This window comes from Psychrobacter sp. T6-5 (assembly GCF_052258485.2).
Lineage (GTDB): Bacteria > Pseudomonadota > Gammaproteobacteria > Pseudomonadales > Moraxellaceae > Psychrobacter.
Genome location: NZ_JBQQEY020000001.1, coordinates 2264939 through 2282629, shown reverse-complemented (window position 1 = coordinate 2282629; position 17691 = coordinate 2264939). Strand labels below are relative to the sequence as shown.

At 43.8% G+C, this 17691-nt stretch carries 16 protein-coding genes; 10 read left to right on the top strand and 6 right to left on the bottom strand.

Annotation, left to right across the window (positions count from 1 at the left end; all coding sequences use genetic code 11):
* Positions 1-75 precede the first annotated feature (75 nt).
* The 8 genes from ACTXGK_RS24395 (at position 76) to purF (ending at position 8171) form a co-directional block, all read left to right on the top strand.
* Complete coding sequence (locus ACTXGK_RS24395; protein ID WP_443515222.1) at positions 76-1392, top strand: NAD(P)H-dependent glycerol-3-phosphate dehydrogenase; 1317 nt, start codon at positions 76-78, stop codon at positions 1390-1392.
* A gap of 60 nt (positions 1393-1452) precedes the next feature.
* Entirely contained in the window at positions 1453-1911 is a 459-nt protein-coding gene (locus ACTXGK_RS24390) for a SixA phosphatase family protein (protein WP_443515223.1), read from the top strand.
* Between the two features lie 160 nt (positions 1912-2071).
* Positions 2072-3367, top strand: coding sequence for a type II secretion system protein GspL (gene gspL / locus ACTXGK_RS24385; protein WP_443515225.1), 1296 nt, complete (start codon positions 2072-2074; stop codon positions 3365-3367).
* A gap of 33 nt (positions 3368-3400) precedes the next feature.
* On the top strand, positions 3401-3970 hold the full coding sequence (locus ACTXGK_RS24380) for a type II secretion system protein M (protein WP_443515226.1): 570 nt from the start codon (positions 3401-3403) through the stop codon (positions 3968-3970).
* A 265-nt stretch (positions 3971-4235) separates the two neighbouring features.
* Complete coding sequence (locus ACTXGK_RS24375) at positions 4236-4637, top strand: DUF4870 family protein (protein ID WP_071003577.1); 402 nt, start codon at positions 4236-4238, stop codon at positions 4635-4637.
* A gap of 228 nt (positions 4638-4865) precedes the next feature.
* Positions 4866-5900, top strand: a complete 1035-nt coding sequence (locus ACTXGK_RS24370; RefSeq protein WP_443515228.1) for a quinone-dependent dihydroorotate dehydrogenase — start codon at positions 4866-4868, stop codon at positions 5898-5900.
* Between the two features lie 30 nt (positions 5901-5930).
* Positions 5931-6428 (top strand): CvpA family protein, encoded by a 498-nt coding sequence (locus tag ACTXGK_RS24365; RefSeq protein WP_443515230.1) that lies wholly within the window; start codon positions 5931-5933, stop codon positions 6426-6428.
* 207 nt (positions 6429-6635) lie between these two features.
* On the top strand, positions 6636-8171 hold the full coding sequence (purF, locus tag ACTXGK_RS24360; protein ID WP_058024985.1) for an amidophosphoribosyltransferase: 1536 nt from the start codon (positions 6636-6638) through the stop codon (positions 8169-8171).
* Between the two features lie 122 nt (positions 8172-8293).
* Here the strand turns inward: purF and ACTXGK_RS24355 are convergent, their stop codons facing one another.
* The 6 genes from ACTXGK_RS24355 to yajC form a co-directional block, all read right to left on the bottom strand.
* Positions 8294-8653 (bottom strand): branched-chain amino acid transport AzlD family protein, encoded by a 360-nt coding sequence (locus ACTXGK_RS24355; RefSeq protein WP_443515232.1) that lies wholly within the window; start codon positions 8651-8653, stop codon positions 8294-8296.
* Positions 8643-9374 carry an AzlC family ABC transporter permease gene (locus ACTXGK_RS24350; RefSeq protein WP_443515234.1) on the bottom strand — a complete coding sequence of 244 codons (732 nt, stop codon included), beginning with the start codon at positions 9372-9374 and terminating at the stop codon, positions 8643-8645. Before ACTXGK_RS24350 ends, ACTXGK_RS24355 begins: the two co-directional genes overlap by 11 nt.
* A 141-nt stretch (positions 9375-9515) precedes the next feature.
* Entirely contained in the window at positions 9516-10925 is a 1410-nt protein-coding gene (locus ACTXGK_RS24345) for an MATE family efflux transporter (RefSeq protein WP_443515236.1), read from the bottom strand.
* 233 nt (positions 10926-11158) lie between these two features.
* Positions 11159-12421, bottom strand: coding sequence for a protein translocase subunit SecF (gene secF / locus ACTXGK_RS24340; RefSeq protein ID WP_201600983.1), 1263 nt, complete (start codon positions 12419-12421; stop codon positions 11159-11161).
* Positions 12422-12430: 9 nt separating this feature from the next.
* Positions 12431-14308 carry a protein translocase subunit SecD gene (secD, locus tag ACTXGK_RS24335; RefSeq protein WP_443515440.1) on the bottom strand — a complete coding sequence of 626 codons (1878 nt, stop codon included), beginning with the start codon at positions 14306-14308 and terminating at the stop codon, positions 12431-12433.
* A gap of 390 nt (positions 14309-14698) precedes the next feature.
* Positions 14699-14977 carry a preprotein translocase subunit YajC gene (gene yajC, locus ACTXGK_RS24330; RefSeq protein ID WP_058024991.1) on the bottom strand — a complete coding sequence of 93 codons (279 nt, stop codon included), beginning with the start codon at positions 14975-14977 and terminating at the stop codon, positions 14699-14701.
* 530 nt (positions 14978-15507) lie between these two features.
* On the opposite strand from yajC, the gene ACTXGK_RS24325 reads away from it, so the two are divergent.
* The gene (locus tag ACTXGK_RS24325; RefSeq protein ID WP_443515442.1) at positions 15508-16806 is read left to right on the top strand and encodes a hemolysin family protein; all 1299 of its coding nucleotides are present in this window, start codon (positions 15508-15510) and stop codon (positions 16804-16806) included.
* Between the two features lie 291 nt (positions 16807-17097).
* Positions 17098-17592 carry a hypothetical protein gene (locus ACTXGK_RS24320; RefSeq protein ID WP_443515238.1) on the top strand — a complete coding sequence of 165 codons (495 nt, stop codon included), beginning with the start codon at positions 17098-17100 and terminating at the stop codon, positions 17590-17592.
* Positions 17593-17691 lie beyond the last annotated feature (99 nt).

Genomic DNA, 17691 nt, shown 5'->3' with positions numbered 1-17691 from the left:
CGGGCCCGAGTATCGGAAATATCTGGGAACAGTAGCTCCTATTGAGAATAAGTCAGTCAACATGGATAAAAGAACATGACAAGTCCTAACGATAGCAATAAAGATAACAACAGCGCTAACAATGAGGCGGGCAACAATACGTCTGAAAAACAAAACGGTATGTTGGCAGGTATCTTAGAGCGTGCAAGTAAGTCAGGCATCGGTCGTAAAAAATCAACGCCCAGTCCAGTTGAATCAGCAGTCGCAAAAGACATGGCAGAGATTCACAGCAATCCTACCAAGCTGCGTTTGGCGTTTTTAGGTGGTGGTAGCTTTGGTACGGCAATGGCAAATTTGGCTGCGCGTAATGGCTGCGATGCTACGCTGTGGGTACGTAATAAACGTACTGTAAAAGCGATGGCAAAAAATCAGACCAATAAAAAATATCTGCCTGGCTACAAGCTTGATGACCGTCTGAAATACAGTCATGATCTGGCGGCTACCGTCAAAGACAAAGATATTATTTTTATCGCTGTGCCGGGCTTGGCTTTTCGCGAAACGGTAAAAAACATTGCGCCTTTGATCAGCGGGCAGTCTATCGTATCGTTGACCAAAGGAATGGAGAAAGATACCTTTGCCATGATGAGCGACATTATTAAAGAAGTGTTGCCTGAAGTGAATTTCGGTGTCATGTCAGGGCCAAACCTTGCCATAGAAATCATGAAAAACATGCCGTCTGCCACGGTGATTGCAAGTGAGTCTGAGCCATTGCGTCATGCGGTACAAGCGGCCTTACACAGTGCCTTCTTTAGAGTGTTCGCGAGTGATGATGTACGCGGTGTCGAGCTTGGCGGCGCGCTCAAAAACATCTATGCCATCGCCATGGGTATGGCAGCTGCTTATGAAGTGGGTGAAAATACCAAAGCAATGATCCTTACTCGTGCCTTGGCAGAAATGAGTCGTTTCGGTGTTGAAGAGGGGGCCAATCCGCTGACCTTTTTAGGTTTGTCAGGAGTGGGGGATCTATATGCCACTTGTAGCTCAGAGCTAAGCCGCAACTATCGTATTGGTAATATGCTCGGTCGCGGCATGAGTATTGATGCCGCAGTCAAAAAGCTGGGTCAAACTGCTGAAGGGGTCAATACCATTCAGCAGGTCCACGAAAAAGCCACCAAAGCGGGCATCTATATGCCTATTACCCATGCGCTCTATGCCGTGATTTATGAAGATAAAGCAGCACTAGGCGTCGCGCTACATCTGATGGAAGCGGGATTCCGTAGTGATGTTGAGTTTGTGATGGCGCATGATCATAGCAATGCTGCGCTTACCGCTCATATGAAAAACTCAAGTAACAGCGCTAAAGACAATACCAAAGCCGAAGCAAAAAATAAAAATAGCGATGCTGATAAGTAAGATATTTTATTAAAAAGCACTATTGAGAGACAGTGCTAACTCAGCGCACCAAGGAAGGTTATGAAAATTATATTAGTACGTCATGGTCAAGCCGAAGATGAGACGCGTCCAGATAGTGCGCGTCAGCTGACTGACTTTGGTCAACAGCAAGCGGCACAGACGGCAGAGTATGTGACCACACACTATCATCCAGATCGTTTTATCGTCAGTCCTTATGATAGGGCGCAGCAGACGCTGGCTGCATTCCAGTCACGAATGCCAAACGTACCTTCAACAGTACAGGACAATATCACCCCCTCTGATGATGCCCGTCAGGCTTTAATTGATATTGCGAATATTGATGCAGAATGTCTGGTCGTTGTTTGTCACATGTCTATCGTCGCTTATATCGCAGGCTTGTTGACCGGTGATTATCCTGAGTCATTTTCTTTGGCAGAAGCCAGAGTGTTTGAAATGGAGTTTGTCATGACTGGGATGGCCACTGAAGTGGATCGTTTTGTACCTGACCAACCATACTAGGCTGACCTAGCCATTTTTTAGATAGGGTGAATTCAGAGTGAGGCAATCATACCAATTAAGCGACTGGCTCAGCAGATAAAATGACTCAATCCTTTTTGAATAGTAGCGCTGCTTCATCACAGTACTTTTATAACCGCAGCAATAATCGAGGACACGTTTAGTGTTACATGTTTGGTTACGAGCGCAGCATAGCCCGCTAGCTGTCTGGCATGAAGATGTACAGCAATGGCAGACGGTTGATGGTTGGCAACAGCTACAAACTCTCTATGGTCATCATAAACCCAATGGTCAAAAGGCAATTTGTTTATATTTCCCCTCAAGTCATGTATTGCAAGTAGATACAGCGCTTAATACTGCTCAGCTCAAGCAGCTGGGTAATAGTGGTAAGCAGTATTTGTTTGAAGAAACCTCCCTAACGCCAGTTGAGCAATTGGTTATCCGCCAGTTGAGCCATGCTGATACGACGCAGCTGTACGCATTGGCACAAAATGATATTGAGGCATGGGAGCAAAGTGCTCAGCTCGTGGGTATGAATATAGTGGCACTACTGCCAGACTTCCTATTACTGCCACCGCCAGAAGAAGGTGCAGGTCAGCAAGTGACATTGTATCAAGACGAGCATACTCTGCTATTGCGCCAATCATTGCGCCAAGGCATGGCTGTCAGCTATTTACCGTTGATTTTTGAGCGCTTTCCGCATTTAAGCGAAGTGATGTTGCTGAATTCTATTGAAACCAATAGCCTTGCTATCAGTGATTTAGCCGCTAACGAAATAGATAGTATGGGTATCAATGATATCCCAGCAACATCAGCGATAACCAGTTCTATGGCGCAAACGAAAGCGCTGATCGCCGATCACCAGCTGTTATTAACGAGCTTGCCCACGGCACCAGCGCCCATTGACAACCCAGAACGTCATGCGCTGAACTTCTTTATCAAATCAACCGACTCACAGTTATCACCGTATTTACGGGTAGCAATGATGGTTGCGTTATCGGCTTTAGTACTACAGATGGCAACCGATGGGGTGCAGTGGTACAAGTATAATGAGGCAACAGCTGCAACCAAGACTGAAATAGCAGCGCAATATCAATCTTGGTTCACTGATGAGCCTCTGAGTACTCGAACTAAGCTCCAAGTACAATTACAGCCAAAACTGCTTAGCGACAGCCAAGCACCTGCATCACACATGGCAGCGCTGTCAAAGATATCTCCTTTAATCAAGCAGTCTTCATTGCGTGCGCAGACGCTCGTGATGCAGCCATCTGCACTTAGTTTTACGCTTATTGCCCCTGATCGTGGCAGTCTCGATCAGTTTACCAGCACGCTGGTCGCCCAAGGGTTAAATGCCAAGCTTGCGCAAGTGAGTAGTAATGATCAAGGTCAATTTAGTGCTCAAGTCACTGTGGATGTGGTGGAAAATAGCGATACGGCGAACACTCCAGCAGCATCATAATTCATCAGAGTATTGGTAAGAAAAGGTCAAAACATGAAACGATTACAGCGCCGTACCAAACGCAGTGCAGCTGTCTCTGCAACCAATACCGAAACGCACGCATTCTCAGAGCGTATGAGCAGTTACCAAAATGTGCTATCAACGCGCTGGCAAGCGCTACCTCCACGTGATCAATTAGCGTTAGCCATCTTGTCCGTATTTTTGCTGTTGTTTATCGGTGGTTATGGTGGTTATAGCATTCATCAAGCGGCAAAAGAGAGCAAAAATGATTATCAGGAACAAGTGGCTGATTATTTTTGGTTGCGGGCGCAAGCAGGTAATATCGATAGTAATGCATTAAGTACTGGCAATAACGCTAATGGAGAGGCTGACATGCCGCCTGCCAATCGCATTAGTGCGCTGCTAAATACCACAGGAATTACAGATGCTCAGGTCGTTGCGGCTGGTGATTCGGTGCAGTTAAGCTTTATCCACCCCAGTCAAGCTGTCGTGAGTACCGCTCTTGGCAAGTTAGAGCAGCAAGGTTGGCAATTCACGCAATTGTCCATGCAGCAAGACCTAACGAATAAATCGATCCAAGTGCAAGCCACTGTCACTTTATAACTCGATACTGTTAGTAGTAGCAAAGCATAAGTAACAAAACATGATATGTTCCAATTCAATTTATCGGTAACTTGCTTTTCAAATGGTATTTTGAGTTAGATGTCATTGAAAAGCCTTTTATCTGTCACCATTAAACATTTATTAGCCACTGCTAACGATAGATATTTAGCATAAAGCACTTTCTTAATAACGATACTGATGAGCATAGCTTTCAGCAGACAAGATTACTGACCAGCAAGGACAACGCAAACCAATGAGTGACAGTATGAGCAACGATAAGCGCCGTTCTTTAACCATTTATAATCACATCACTTATTTCTTATACGTGATTAGCTATTTTACAGCTGGTCTGCTGTGGATCGTGCCGATTGTGATGAATTATGCCAAGCGCCACGATGCTGATGGTACATGGTTATCCACGCATTTTGATTGGCAAATCAAAACGTTTTGGTACAGTATCGTTTGGTTTATTATTGGTATTGTCATCACTGCTTTTGCTTTAGGTGGTTTTGGTGTAAGTATGCTAGCTGATAGTGGCAATATCGCTATTGGTTCGACGTTACTGGCTGGCTTTGGTCTGTTGATTGTGACATTCACCTTTATCTGGCATTTATATCGAATCATACGTGGTTGGATTGCACTCACTGACGGCCGCCCAGTACCTTGATATAATATATTAGTTGTCTTTCGCTGTTGATTCAGTTGAGCTTAAAAGATAGTGAATTATTATTGCTATCTAATAAATGCTGATTGATATGCGCTGACGGCGGGTTAAATGTGGAAATTTACCGTGTGAAACTTTGCTCTTGTTTCTGTTAAGCTGATATAATCGCTTCGCCTGATTTTATTCATATTCTTTATCCACTATTTCTTTCGAGCAGGGTCCGCCATCACTATGTCTTATGCCTTACTTCGTCCTTTTTTGTTTAATATGGATCCCGAACACGCCCATGAGATGACTCTGTCGTTATTGGATAAAGCACATAAAGCGCGTGTTTTAGGTTTGGCGTATGGTCAGTCGATGCAGCCTACTGATTGTATGGGATTGCAGTTCTCTAATCCAGTAGGTCTGGCAGCAGGACTGGATAAAAACGGTGACTATATTGACGCGCTGGCTGAGCTGGGTTTTGGTTTTATCGAAGTAGGTACGGTCACGCCAAGGCCGCAAGCGGGCAACGATAGGCCAAGACTGTTTAGAATCAAGCAAGCAGACGCCATCATCAACCGTATGGGTTTTAATAATGAAGGCGTTGATTATCTGATTAATAATGTCAAACGCTGCAAATACAAAGGCAATATCGGTATCAATATTGGTAAAAATGCTGATACACCAGTTGAGCAAGCCGCAGACGATTATGTCTATTGCTTGGAACGTGTATACCCACATGCTTCATATATCACGGTAAATATCTCATCACCGAACACCAAAAATTTACGTGACTTGCAAAGCGGTGAGGCCTTGACCCAGCTGATGGATACGATTAAAAACCGTCACAGTCAACTAGCCACCGAATATGGTTTTTATGTGCCATTGGTGCTCAAGGTTGCGCCTGATCTAGAGCCACTGCAAGTTGACTATATCTCACAGCAATTATTAGACTTTGAAATTGACGGTTTGATTGCAACCAATACGACACTGAGCCGCGTGGGTGTCGAAGACTTGCGTGATGGCGATCAAATGGGTGGCTTGTCAGGTCGTCCGGTGAGCCACATTAGTACCCAGATTTTACAACAGTTCTCTGATCAGCTAGATGGTAAAGTTGCTTTGATAGGGGTGGGTGGCATCGATAGTGGTGCCAAAGCCGTCAAAAAAATCGAAGCAGGTGCGGACATGGTACAGCTCTATACAGGTCTTATATATAGAGGACCTGGGCTAGTACAGTCTTGTATTCAAGCAATCGGTGGCTATTATGATGCCATGGAAAGCTAGTCAAATGAATGAGATGGTGAGGCGCAAAATATGAGCGGTCTAGATATTGTGATTGCTATTGTTGTCTTGATTGGTCTGTGGCGCGGCTTTCAAGTTGGCCTGATCAAAACAGCCGTGGGCTTAGCAGGCTGGTTTATCGCTCTTATCGCTGCGACTCGGCTCGCAGGATCGGTGTCGCCTCAATTATCTGGTATCGTGCAAAGCCCAGTGCTACAAATGGCGATGGCCTTTTTGCTGGTGGTGATTGTGATATTAGCGGTTATGCACTTGGTGGCTTTTGTATTCTCAGGTGTGCTCAAGACCCTACGGTTGAGTGTGGTTGATAAAATGGCAGGCGGGGTGCTTGGTGCTGCCAAAAATGTACTGATGGTATTGGTTGTTTTAAGTGTGAGTGCGCCACTACTAGTACAAATGCCGCAATGGCAAACCTCAGTCCTTGCCCCTGAGTTGCTACCTTATGCACCCATGGGTAAAGCATTGGTATCAGATATGTTAGGTATGGCTTGGGATCAAGTCAATCAGTCGTAATTTTCTATTGTTTTAATTCTTTTTATACTTCTAAACGTTTGCATGTGTCACTGATCATTGAAAGCAGATGATCAAAAATTATCATGAAGTTTCTTAAAAAATCATCAGGTTAGCGGTGGACGACAGTGCGTGATTTTAGCCACATACTGTCAGCAGTTTTGCCGTTATTGTCGTACTAATGTATGAGTTAAAATAGGATATAGCTATATGTGTGGAGTCATTGGAGTTGCAGCTCATGAGCCAGTCAATCAGATACTTTATGACGGTTTAACGATGCTACAGCATCGCGGGCAAGATGCAGCAGGTATTGTCACTTTGCAAGATGGTCGACTTTACCTACGTAAAGAAAACGGTATGGTACGTGACGTATTTATGAATCGTCACATGATGAAGCTGGTCGGTAAGTTTGGTATCGGTCACGTTCGTTACCCAACCGCTGGTACTTCTAGTAGCGCTGAAGCTCAGCCATTTTATGTTAACTCACCTTATGGTATTACGCTTGCGCACAATGGTAACTTGACCAATGCTGAGAGTTTGGCCAAATCTTTATATATCGAAGATCGTCGCCATCTCAATACCGACTCAGATTCTGAAGTACTGCTGAACGTACTCGCACATGAGATGCAAAACCTAGGTAAGACGCATCCAACAGCCGATGACATCTTTGAAGCGGTAAAAGCCGTCTATAGACGCTGTGAAGGTGCTTATGGCGTTGTGGCCTTGATTACTGGTCATGGATTACTAGCGTTCCGCGATCCAAACGGTATCCGTCCGCTTATCTTTGGTAAGCGTATGGCAGAAAACGGCGGCACCGAATATATGGTCGCCTCTGAATCGGTCGCATTGACTGGTTCTGGCTTCACTATCGTTCGTGATGTGAAGCCAGGCGAAGCTATTTTTATTGATTTGAACCATAAGCTGCATACGCATCAATGCGTAGCGCCGAAAGAATATACGCCTTGTATCTTTGAGTATGTTTACTTTGCCCGTCCAGATTCTATTATGGATAATATCTCAGTTTATAAATCACGCTTACGTATGGGTGAAAAATTGGCTGACAAAATCCTTGCAGAGTGGGGCGAAGATCATGATATTGATGTGGTTATCCCGATTCCAGATACGTCACGTACTTCAGCGATGGAGCTGGCGCTAAAAATGAACGTCAAGTACCGTGAAGGGTTTATGAAAAACCGTTATATCGGTCGTACGTTTATCATGCCAGGTCAGCAGCAGCGCAAAAAATCCGTTCGTCAAAAGCTAAGCGCGGTGCCGTTAGAGTTTAAAGGTAAAAACGTACTATTGGTTGATGATTCAATCGTTCGTGGTACGACGTGTCATGAGATCATTCAAATGGCACGTGATGCAGGTGCTAATAAGGTGTTTTTTGCGAGTGCTGCGCCACCAGTGAAGTTTCCAAACGTATACGGCATTGACATGCCAGTGCGTACCGAGCTGATTGCTTCAGGCAATAGTGTTGAGGAAGTACGTGAGATCATTGGCGCTGACCGTTTGATCTTCCAAGACCTAGATGATTTGATCGATGCCGTCAAAGATACCAAGCACAGCAGAGTCGAGGGGTTTGATTGTGCTGTATTTAATGGCTGCTACATCACAGGTCAAATCAATGAAGCGTATCTTGACCATTTGCAAGAGCAGCGTAATGATACGGCCAAGACTGGCAAAAAAGGCGTACAGATAGTGGCTGATACCCCAGTTGATATGATGGGTGTTGAAGAGCTTTAAGCCAAATCGCAATAAATATATTGCTTGAAAATAAAAAGCTGGATTCTATTAAGAGTCCAGCTTTTTTGTGTCCAAAATACAAGTAAAATCAATACTGAATGTTAGCATTAAATAGGCTGCTGTCAGGTCAAAAAGTTGGCAAATATCCAGACAAAACCATTGATCGCGGCAATACCAACGACCATACTAACCAATAGCTGCCTGCTAATATGGTAAATAAAAAGTACCAGTATAAGTGCGCAAACCTGTGCCATCAATAGATGTAACTTAGGATCATTTAAAGCAATGTCTGCTGGCAGGTTTTGATAAGACAGACTGGTCAAGATAAGTAGCACCATCAATGACAGCGGTAAGCTCTCATTCAATCGATGTAGCCAAGGCGTATCTAAAACTTTTCTAGGGATTAATGCTGGCAATGCACGAGTGATGAACGTCACCGCTGCCATGGCAAGCGTCGCAAAAATAAGATAACTACTGGTCATGAGGTTCTCCTATTTCATGACGCTGCATCCAAAATCCACGTACCAAAATCATCAGCATACAGATAGTGATAGCCACCAATAATAACCAATCGCTAGTAAATAAAGACGCGACAATCAAGCCAATCACAGCGATGCCAATAGGAAAATAACGTTTAATACTTTGGAATTGTTCATATGCCAAAATCGCAAACAGACAAACCAAAGCAAAATCCAAATGTGGAATTAAGTCACTAAGCGTACTTCCAATCATCACACCAATGGCACTCGCGAGCACCCACCAGCTTTGGTTAAATAAGCTAATAGGAAGTATGAGTGCTTGTCGTGCCTCGTTTGGCAAACTGGTCATGACTGAAAAAGTCTCGTCAGTCAGGGCAAATAAGCAATACGTTTTTGCCAGTTTATGTTTTGGTAGATACTGCAATAACGGCATACCATAAAACACGTGGCGTAAATTAATGGCGGCGATATTGGTCGCGATGTTACCGATCGGCAGGCCAGCGCTGAGCATTGGCAAACAAGCATATTGAGCCGCTCCAGCATAGAGCACAATGCTGAGCATAATCGTTGCCCATATAGGGATGCCAGCAACTTGTGCCAGTACACCAAAGGCAATACCGGCAGGCAGATATCCCATCGCAACGGGCAAGCTTTTTTTGAAGCCCTCAGCCCAATCGTGAGTGCGTTCTTGTTGATGACTGAGTTCGTTTGAATGAGTGGTCACATGGCATCCTAAATTTTCTTACACTATTTTTATAAACGGATTGTTTTATATTTAAAAATAAACACTGTATTGCATCAAAATGGTATGTGATGGCTGTATGATAAATGACTGTGTGATCAGTGGCTGTACAATAAAAAATGCTTAAGCCTCTGGTTGTAGCCTCTCATAACTGCCTGATTGATGAGCACGGTACAAAAATCCGCCCAATATAATTAGCCTCAATAGCAGTAGGCACCATACACTCAGCCAAATACCGGTCATATCCCATTGCTGATAAAGTAGCCAGCTCAATGGAAAAAAAACAGCAGCTAATATCATGGCAGCATTACGAATCACATTGCCTGCTGTCAAACCAAAAAATATACCATCTAACCAGTAGGCTCCAACACCCACAAGGGGTAACAATACGGCATATAGATGGTACTCATAGGCGAGGGCAAATACCGATTCAATATTGGTCATAAAATCTAGATAAGTTGGCATTGCAAGCCACCAGATAGCACTCAACATAATGGCAAGCCCATAGCTGACGACGCCTGTACGCTTGATGATAGTACGAAAGCGCGGCCAATCACGTCGACCAGCAGCTTGTCCGCTCAAGGTCTCAGCAGAGACTGCGACGCCATCAAGCGCAAAGGCTGAGATGCTTAGTACTTGTAATAAAATAGCATTGGCTGCCAGTATGACATCGCCACTTTGGGCAGACAGTCGAGTAATCCAAGCAAAACTGAGCGTTAAAATAAGGGTGCGTACGAAAATATCTTTATTTAAAGAAAATAGCCTAAGTATTTTTTCTTTTGTAAAATGTTGTCTATCAGCTTTAAATAACACGGCCCAAGATATTTTTAAATGATGACGACTGAGCCACAATGCCAATAATACACCTAACCAAAATGCAATGGTCGTACCCAGCGCTACACCGACCAATCCCATTTGCATGATAAACACAAAAAACAAGGTCAGCATAATGTTGAGGATAGCGATAAACCCTTGCTGGTAGAGCATGTATCGCGTTTTACCTTGTCCTGCAAACCAACCAATAAACGCAAAATTCATCAGCTCGGCTATGACGCCCCAGAAGCGGACATCTAAGTAAGTTTTGGCAGCAAGACCACTCTCAGGATTGGCAGATAATGCCTGTAAACCAACATCGATCAGCCACGGTTTGGCCAGTAGCAAAACTGCGCCTATTAAGAAAGCTAATAACAAAGCGCGCTGCAAAATAGACAGTAACGGTGATGCTGTTGTCGCAGTGCGGTCGTTGTTATCAGCATGATTGGTCAGCTGTCCTAATGCTTGCGCGGACAGTCCAGACGAGGCGTATTGCAGAAAGTTAAAGCTGACAAGTAACAAGGATAGCAGCTGTATCGCCAAGCCCATACCAGCGAGTTTGGCAGTCTCATTCATATTGCCCACAATGGCCGTATCGATAACACTTTGTAATGGCATGGCGAGATTGGCGAGTAGTACAGGCAGAGCAATCGCAATGATACGCTTATAGCTTGTATCGATAGGCGGCATGGCATTAGGTATTGAAGAATTCGCTGACATTGTTGGCTCGTTTATACTGAGGCGATAAAGAGGGCAAGATATTATTTAATCTGTGGCAAAACAGCAGTGCAATACAGTTGATATGTGAGACAAAATAGCTATAAAGACAAAAGCACCTAGACTCACTATTCACGAGTCAGGTGCCTTTGTTCAATCATCATTCGCATTCAACAAGTAATGATTTTAAGCTTCATAGCACACTAGGTTAGTGCATTATTTTTTAGTAACTTCTATTAGACATTGTCTTGTTCAAACATCTTTGGATCATTAAAAGTGACAATCTCTTCTTCGAACTCTGGTTTCACTTTTACAATAAAGTCGTCACGTGATAGACCCATACGTAATGGAATCGAGCTTGCGATGTAGGTCGATGAATAAGTACCTGCTAGCAAACCAATAAATAATGCGACCGAGAACCAGTATAGTCCTTCACCGCCCAAGAATAACATGGCTAAAACGACCAGTAAAACCGTTGAGATGGTCATAATAGTACGACGTAGGGTTTCGGTCAAAGACAAGTCAATCGTCTGCTCTGGGGTAATACCACGGACACGGCGGAAGTTTTCGCGGATACGGTCATAAACAACAATCGTATCGTTCAATGAATAACCAATCAATGCCAAAACAGCAGCCAATACCGTTAAGTCAAACGGGAAGCCAAATAGCGCAAATACACCAATGGTAACCACTGCATCGTGAAATAGCGATAATACGGCACCTAGTGATAGTTTGAACTGGAATCGTAAGGCAACATAACCAAGCATAGATACCAATGCTAGCACGAGTGCCATGACTGAGTTGAGGTAAATCTCATTACCCACTTGGCTACCAATGATATTGACGTTACTGATAGTAGCGGTATTGTTAGGCAATGCTAATGCTTGAGTTAGGTCAGTATTCAGCCCATCCACGTTATCAGACTGGGGCGGCAAACGTACGAGTAGCTCTTCACGCGTACCTAAATACTGTACAACCGCATCATCAAAACCATTGTCTGCCAATGCTTGTACTACGGCAACCTGTTCGACAGGCTGCTCATAACGAATGTCTGCTGAGACACCACCAGTAAAATCAAGACCTAAGTTCAAACCGTTGACGGCAATAGCAATGATACTACCGATCACCATAAATAAAGATAGCAGCGCCATTGGCTTTTCTATCTTCATAAATGGAATGATACGTTGATTGCCAACTGCTTTGATGCCACCTTCAGCGACTGCAGCCGCATCATCAGCGGCATCGCTTGATACTAGATTAGGATCAACAGTGGTCGCGAGTGCTTGATTGTCTTTACCAGCTTGGCCTTTACCGCCACGACGGCTACTACTTTTACCAGATTTCGCTGTAGTCGGGTTGTTGGTTTTGGTATTGCTACCTTTACCATCACGGCGTGGTTTGTTACGGCGGCGGGTACTTGTAGTAGTCGCATCACCGTTTGAGCCATTTCGATCAGGGTTATTCTGCTGTTCTAAAGGGTTATTATTTTCGATCGCCATAATGTTCTCCTAACCGATGCTCAGACTTTTGATGGATTTACGCTTACCATAAGCAATTTGTACCAGGGCACGCGTCACCAAAATAGCGGTGAACAGTGAGCTGACAATACCAATAGCTAGCGTAACCGCAAAGCCTTTAATCGGACCCGTACCAATCGCAAATAGGATAAACGCGACCAATAAGGTTGTAATGTTGGCATCAAAAATACTACTAAATGCCCGGTCAAAACCTGCCACGATGGCGGATTTTGGCCGTACACCATTGGCAATCTCTTCTCGTATCCTCTCAAAGATCAGTACGTTGGCATCAACGGCCATACCGATGGTCAAGACAATACCAGCAATACCAGGTAGGGTCAGTGATGAACCCAAAATTGACATAATAGCAATGATAATAATAACGTTCACGGCGAGTGCCACATTGGCAATCACACCAAATAGGCGATAAAAGATTATCATAAACGCAAAGACTAGTAGATAGCCGACCTGCGTAGAGAATAAGCCTTTATCGATATTTTCTTGACCCAATGATGGGCCGATAGTGCGTTCTTCTACAAAGTACATCGGTGCGGCAAGTGCGCCTGAGCGTAGCAACAGCGCAAGCTCAGCGGCTTCAGCAGTGCTATCAAGACCAGTAATACGGAATGATGAACCCAGTACTGCTTGAATATTGGCGCGGTTGATGACTTTGGTTTCAGCGTAAGGTGTGCGTACTTCAGTCGTCTCGCCAGTGGCTGGATCTTCTTCGTAAGTGATTCTTTGCTTGTTTTCAATGAACAGGACAGCCATCTGTTTACCAACAGCGGTACGAGTGGCGTTTTGCATCAGCTTGCCGCCAGCACTGTCCAAGGTAATGCTTACTTCCGGTAGACCACTTTCATCTAAGCCAGTCTGTGCATTGGTCACTTTATCACCCGTGACGATCGCTTGGCGATCTAGCAATACTGGTGGACCATCGAGTGTCTCAAATGGGAATGCTTCAGTACCTGCTGGAGGAATACCGCCTGTGTAGGTATCAGCATCTTCTGCTACCATACGGAACTCAAGGTTGGCAGTACGGCCAAGGACACGTTTTGCCTCAGCAGTATCTTGTACACCAGGCAGCTCAACCACGATACGGCTTGAGCCTTGAGATTGTACTAGTGCTTCAGTCACACCCAGCTCAGCAATACGATTACGTAGCGTTGTTAAGTTCTGATTGACCGCATAGCTATTGATCTCGTCAAGCGTGGCATCGTTATATGACAACACCAATGCAGGACCTTGGTTATCAATAGAAGACTGCAAGTTGAAACTGTTACTCATCGAGCCTTGCAAGATGTTTTGCGCGCGATTACGGGTATCTGTATCAGCAAAATGTAATACGACGCCGCGATCTTCAGTTTTTATACCTTTAATCGCCACTCGCTCAGCACGCAAATCACGTCGCATATCGCGACTGGCACTGTTCAAGCGCTGTTCAAGTGCCTTGTCCATATCGACTTCTAGTACAAAACGTACACCACCGCGTAAATCAAGGCCAAGTTTCATCGGTCTGGCACCGATATCACGCAGCCACTGCGGGGTCGTTTGTGCTAAGTTGAGAGCGACCACATAGTCCTCACCCAAGTTTTGACGTAGTACTTCTTGCGCTTTTAGCTGATCGACTGGGTTGTTAAGACGTACCAGTGCACTGTTGCCCTCAAACGTACCATTATGATTTTCTAGACCTGCCTCTTCGAGTAAGCTTTGAGACTGGGTCAAGATACCTTCAGACAATTGCGTACCGGCTGCTGCGCTCGTAATCTGTACGGCAGGTTCGTCAGGGTATAAGTTAGGAGCAGCATATAGACCGGCAATGATGAGCACGACGGCAATAAGTAAGTATTTCCAAGCGGGATATTGCATAATCACTTCTTTAAGTTGATAAACGACTGGCGACGTGAGCCACAAGTTAGCAGATGGGAAGTTAGCGACAGCAATGGTCGACTGCCACATTCAGCAGACTCCATTGCGATCATCCGCGGTGATAGTAAAACATAAAACAGTAAAGCAAATAATACAGACGTATCTTTATCGAGTCACCAAAAATATCATTGGTGAAACAGGCAAAGTCGATATATCTACAGGCTAGGCTAGCTTATATAGCAGCCGTACCTTACTACCTTAATAGCGACTACCTTAATAGCGAAAAATGACCGTAAATGATATACGGTCATTATTTGGTCATTGCACCCAGTGGTGATACGACCATTAAGTTAATACCGATTAAGCTCAGTAATAATTAAACGTTTTCGATTAAACGCTTTCGATTGTGCCAGCAGGTAATACTGAAATAACAGAAGCACGTTGTACTTTTACATCAGTGTTGTTGTTTAAGCTTACGACGGCGTAATCGCCTTCTATCGCTTTAATACGACCCATCAAGCCACCAGCAAAGATGATTTCGTTGCCAGCAGTCAATGCATTGACCATTGCACGGTGCTCTTTGGTACGTTTAGACTGTGGACGGATAACCAAAAAGTAAAAAATGGCAAAAAAGGCAACAGGCAATATAAGTTGACCGAACTGTTCCATATTTCTCTCTCAATAAAGGATAGGTAAAAATAAAATTAAACGCATAGTAACAAAAAATCCTAGACTTGGTAACTGTTAATCATAGACGGGGCACGTTTTTCTTAGTGCTATGTCATGCTAACTTGACGTTAAATGTAGTCAGATACCACTCAGCCAAGGATTCACGCTTCAATAGATTCATATCAGCAAAGATAAAATACGAAATGATAAGCCGAAGAGAGGCGTTGACTAATAATGAGTATGGAGGCAAAACGCAACAATAAAAAGTGTCAAAAAATAAAAACTTAAAAATAGCGACTTATTGTGCATTGGTATCATCAATGCTACTATCAAATGGCAATGATTGCCTGCATTTAGTATGCTGTCTATAGAAGCATAATATCGCTGTAGAACAGTGACTAAGTCAGCTTTGAGCGACTATGAATATTGATTAATCGATACTCTATATCACATTGTCAATCGACATGGTTTGCTCGTTACAATATATTCCCTTTTCTCTTTTTAGGTTACCTAACTTGTTCACCACTTTTATGTTTGTACCTCGTTTATGTCGTCCGCGTGCTCATCGTAAAGACGCATCTGCAGAACCTCCCCCGAGAATGACTACTAGTTCTCGATTTGGTTATACTTCTTTGTCAGCACTATCTGCATTGGCAATTCTTATGCTACCGCAGGCAGTGTGGGCAGTTGGTGCTGTAGCAACACCAACTGCTGTAGCAGCACCAACCGCACTTAGCGTAGCATTATTGATATTTTTTGTGGCTGTTGCTATCGGTATCTCATTTGTGTGTTCTTTATCAGAGGCCGCATTACTGAGCATGACACCATCCTATATTGCGGATGTGCAAGAAACGAATCCAAAAAAAGCAAATATGCTAAGACGCTTAAAGGTCGATAATATTGATCAATCGTTAGCCGCTATTTTAACGTTGAATACCGTTGCCCATACACTTGGCTCTATCGGAGCGGGTGCTCAGGCTACGATCGTGTTTGGTAGTGCTTGGTTTGGGCTATTTTCTGCCATTATGACGTTGGCTATCTTATTCTTATCTGAGATTATCCCAAAGACACTAGGCACTGTCTATTGGCGTCAGTTAAGTGGTATGGTTGCTTATTTCGTGCGCGGTATCATCTTGCTGCTTTATCCGCTTATTTGGGTGTCGGAGCGGCTAACGAAACTGCTTGTACGTGGCAAAGAACCACAAGCATTTAGCCGTCGTGAGTTTGCTGCGCTTGCTAGTATCGGTGAAGAGTCGGGTCAAATCGACCCATTAGAATCTCGTATCATTCGTAACTTGCTTGCATTTGGCGCGATTAAAGTCGAAGACATCATGACCCCGCGTTCGGTGATGCTCGCATTTGAAGAAAACAAAACAGTGGCTGAGTTATTGGTTGATCGTCCAAAGCTCACGTTTTCTCGATTGCCCATTTATGATGGCGATCTAGATAACATTACTGGTTTTGTTTTAAAAACTGACATGCTGTTGGCAAAAGTCAACCACGCCATGCACAAGCCTTTGACGCAGTTCAAAAGAGACATTACGTTTGTATTCTCTAAAATGAAACTGTTTGATCTGTTGGAGCTTATGCTAAAAAACCGTATTCATATCGCAATTACGGTTGGCGAATACGGTGAAGTCAAAGGGTTGGTCACATTAGAAGATGTCTTTGAGACATTATTAGGTCTTGAGATTGTCGATGAAATAGATCGCGTGGAAGACATGCAGGCTTTAGCTCGGCAAATGATGGACAGACGCGTAGAGCGTTTGGGTATGAAACTCAGTGATGATGAGCAGTATGAAGACAGCAATAGCGAAAACAAATTCTAGCGTTATCGATTGAATGCTATTGCTATTATCACGACCAAAGTTGTTGAAATCAGAGGATATAATAACCTTCGATTCAAAGAACGGCTTTTGTGAGCACCCTGTGCTTTTATATTCGCAATAATTACACAGGGTGTCACACGGCTGTGAGAATTCAATGATAGGCTCGGCCTATTATATGAATACGCTTATACCAATATACTGCTAAACTAGATGTTATAAAAACGCTCACTGTCAATATATGACGATAACCAATATATGACAATAACGAAAATAGCATCGCTAAGGACTATCATGAAACGACTATGGGGAAAGAGCTTAATGGCTCTATTACTGAAGGGCGCTAGCATAACTGCGATAGTAGCAGTGGCCAGCACAGTGAGTATCAGTGCGCAAGCTGCCACCATGACCGAAGCTTTGGTGCAAAACTACGCCGCAGCAATGAAATCATCTGCAAATAGTCAGAGTATCAATCAAGTCGCGCGTCTGGTATCTGACGATGCGTTGATTTCGTTATCTAGAAAAGGAAAATCTACCAGCTTAGACAAAGATGCATATTTGAAACTACTGCAAAACAGCTGGAATGATACGTCCAATTATCGCTACGATATTTCTGTAGATAACATTGTTATTACAGGGGATCAGGCAAAAGCCAATGTAACGACAAATGAGAGCTGGACGAAAGACGGTCAGCAAACATCATTTGTTACGACATCTCGTGTAACGCTAACAGTATCTACTGGTAACGCCGTATTACTACGCGCAGTATCACAAATAGCCATTAACTAAGTACTGGTCAATACAATATAAAAGATACTAATAAAAATGATTATTAGTATCTTTTATATTAGGCTGGTCTTTACTTTACGTTGCATACTATACTATCTC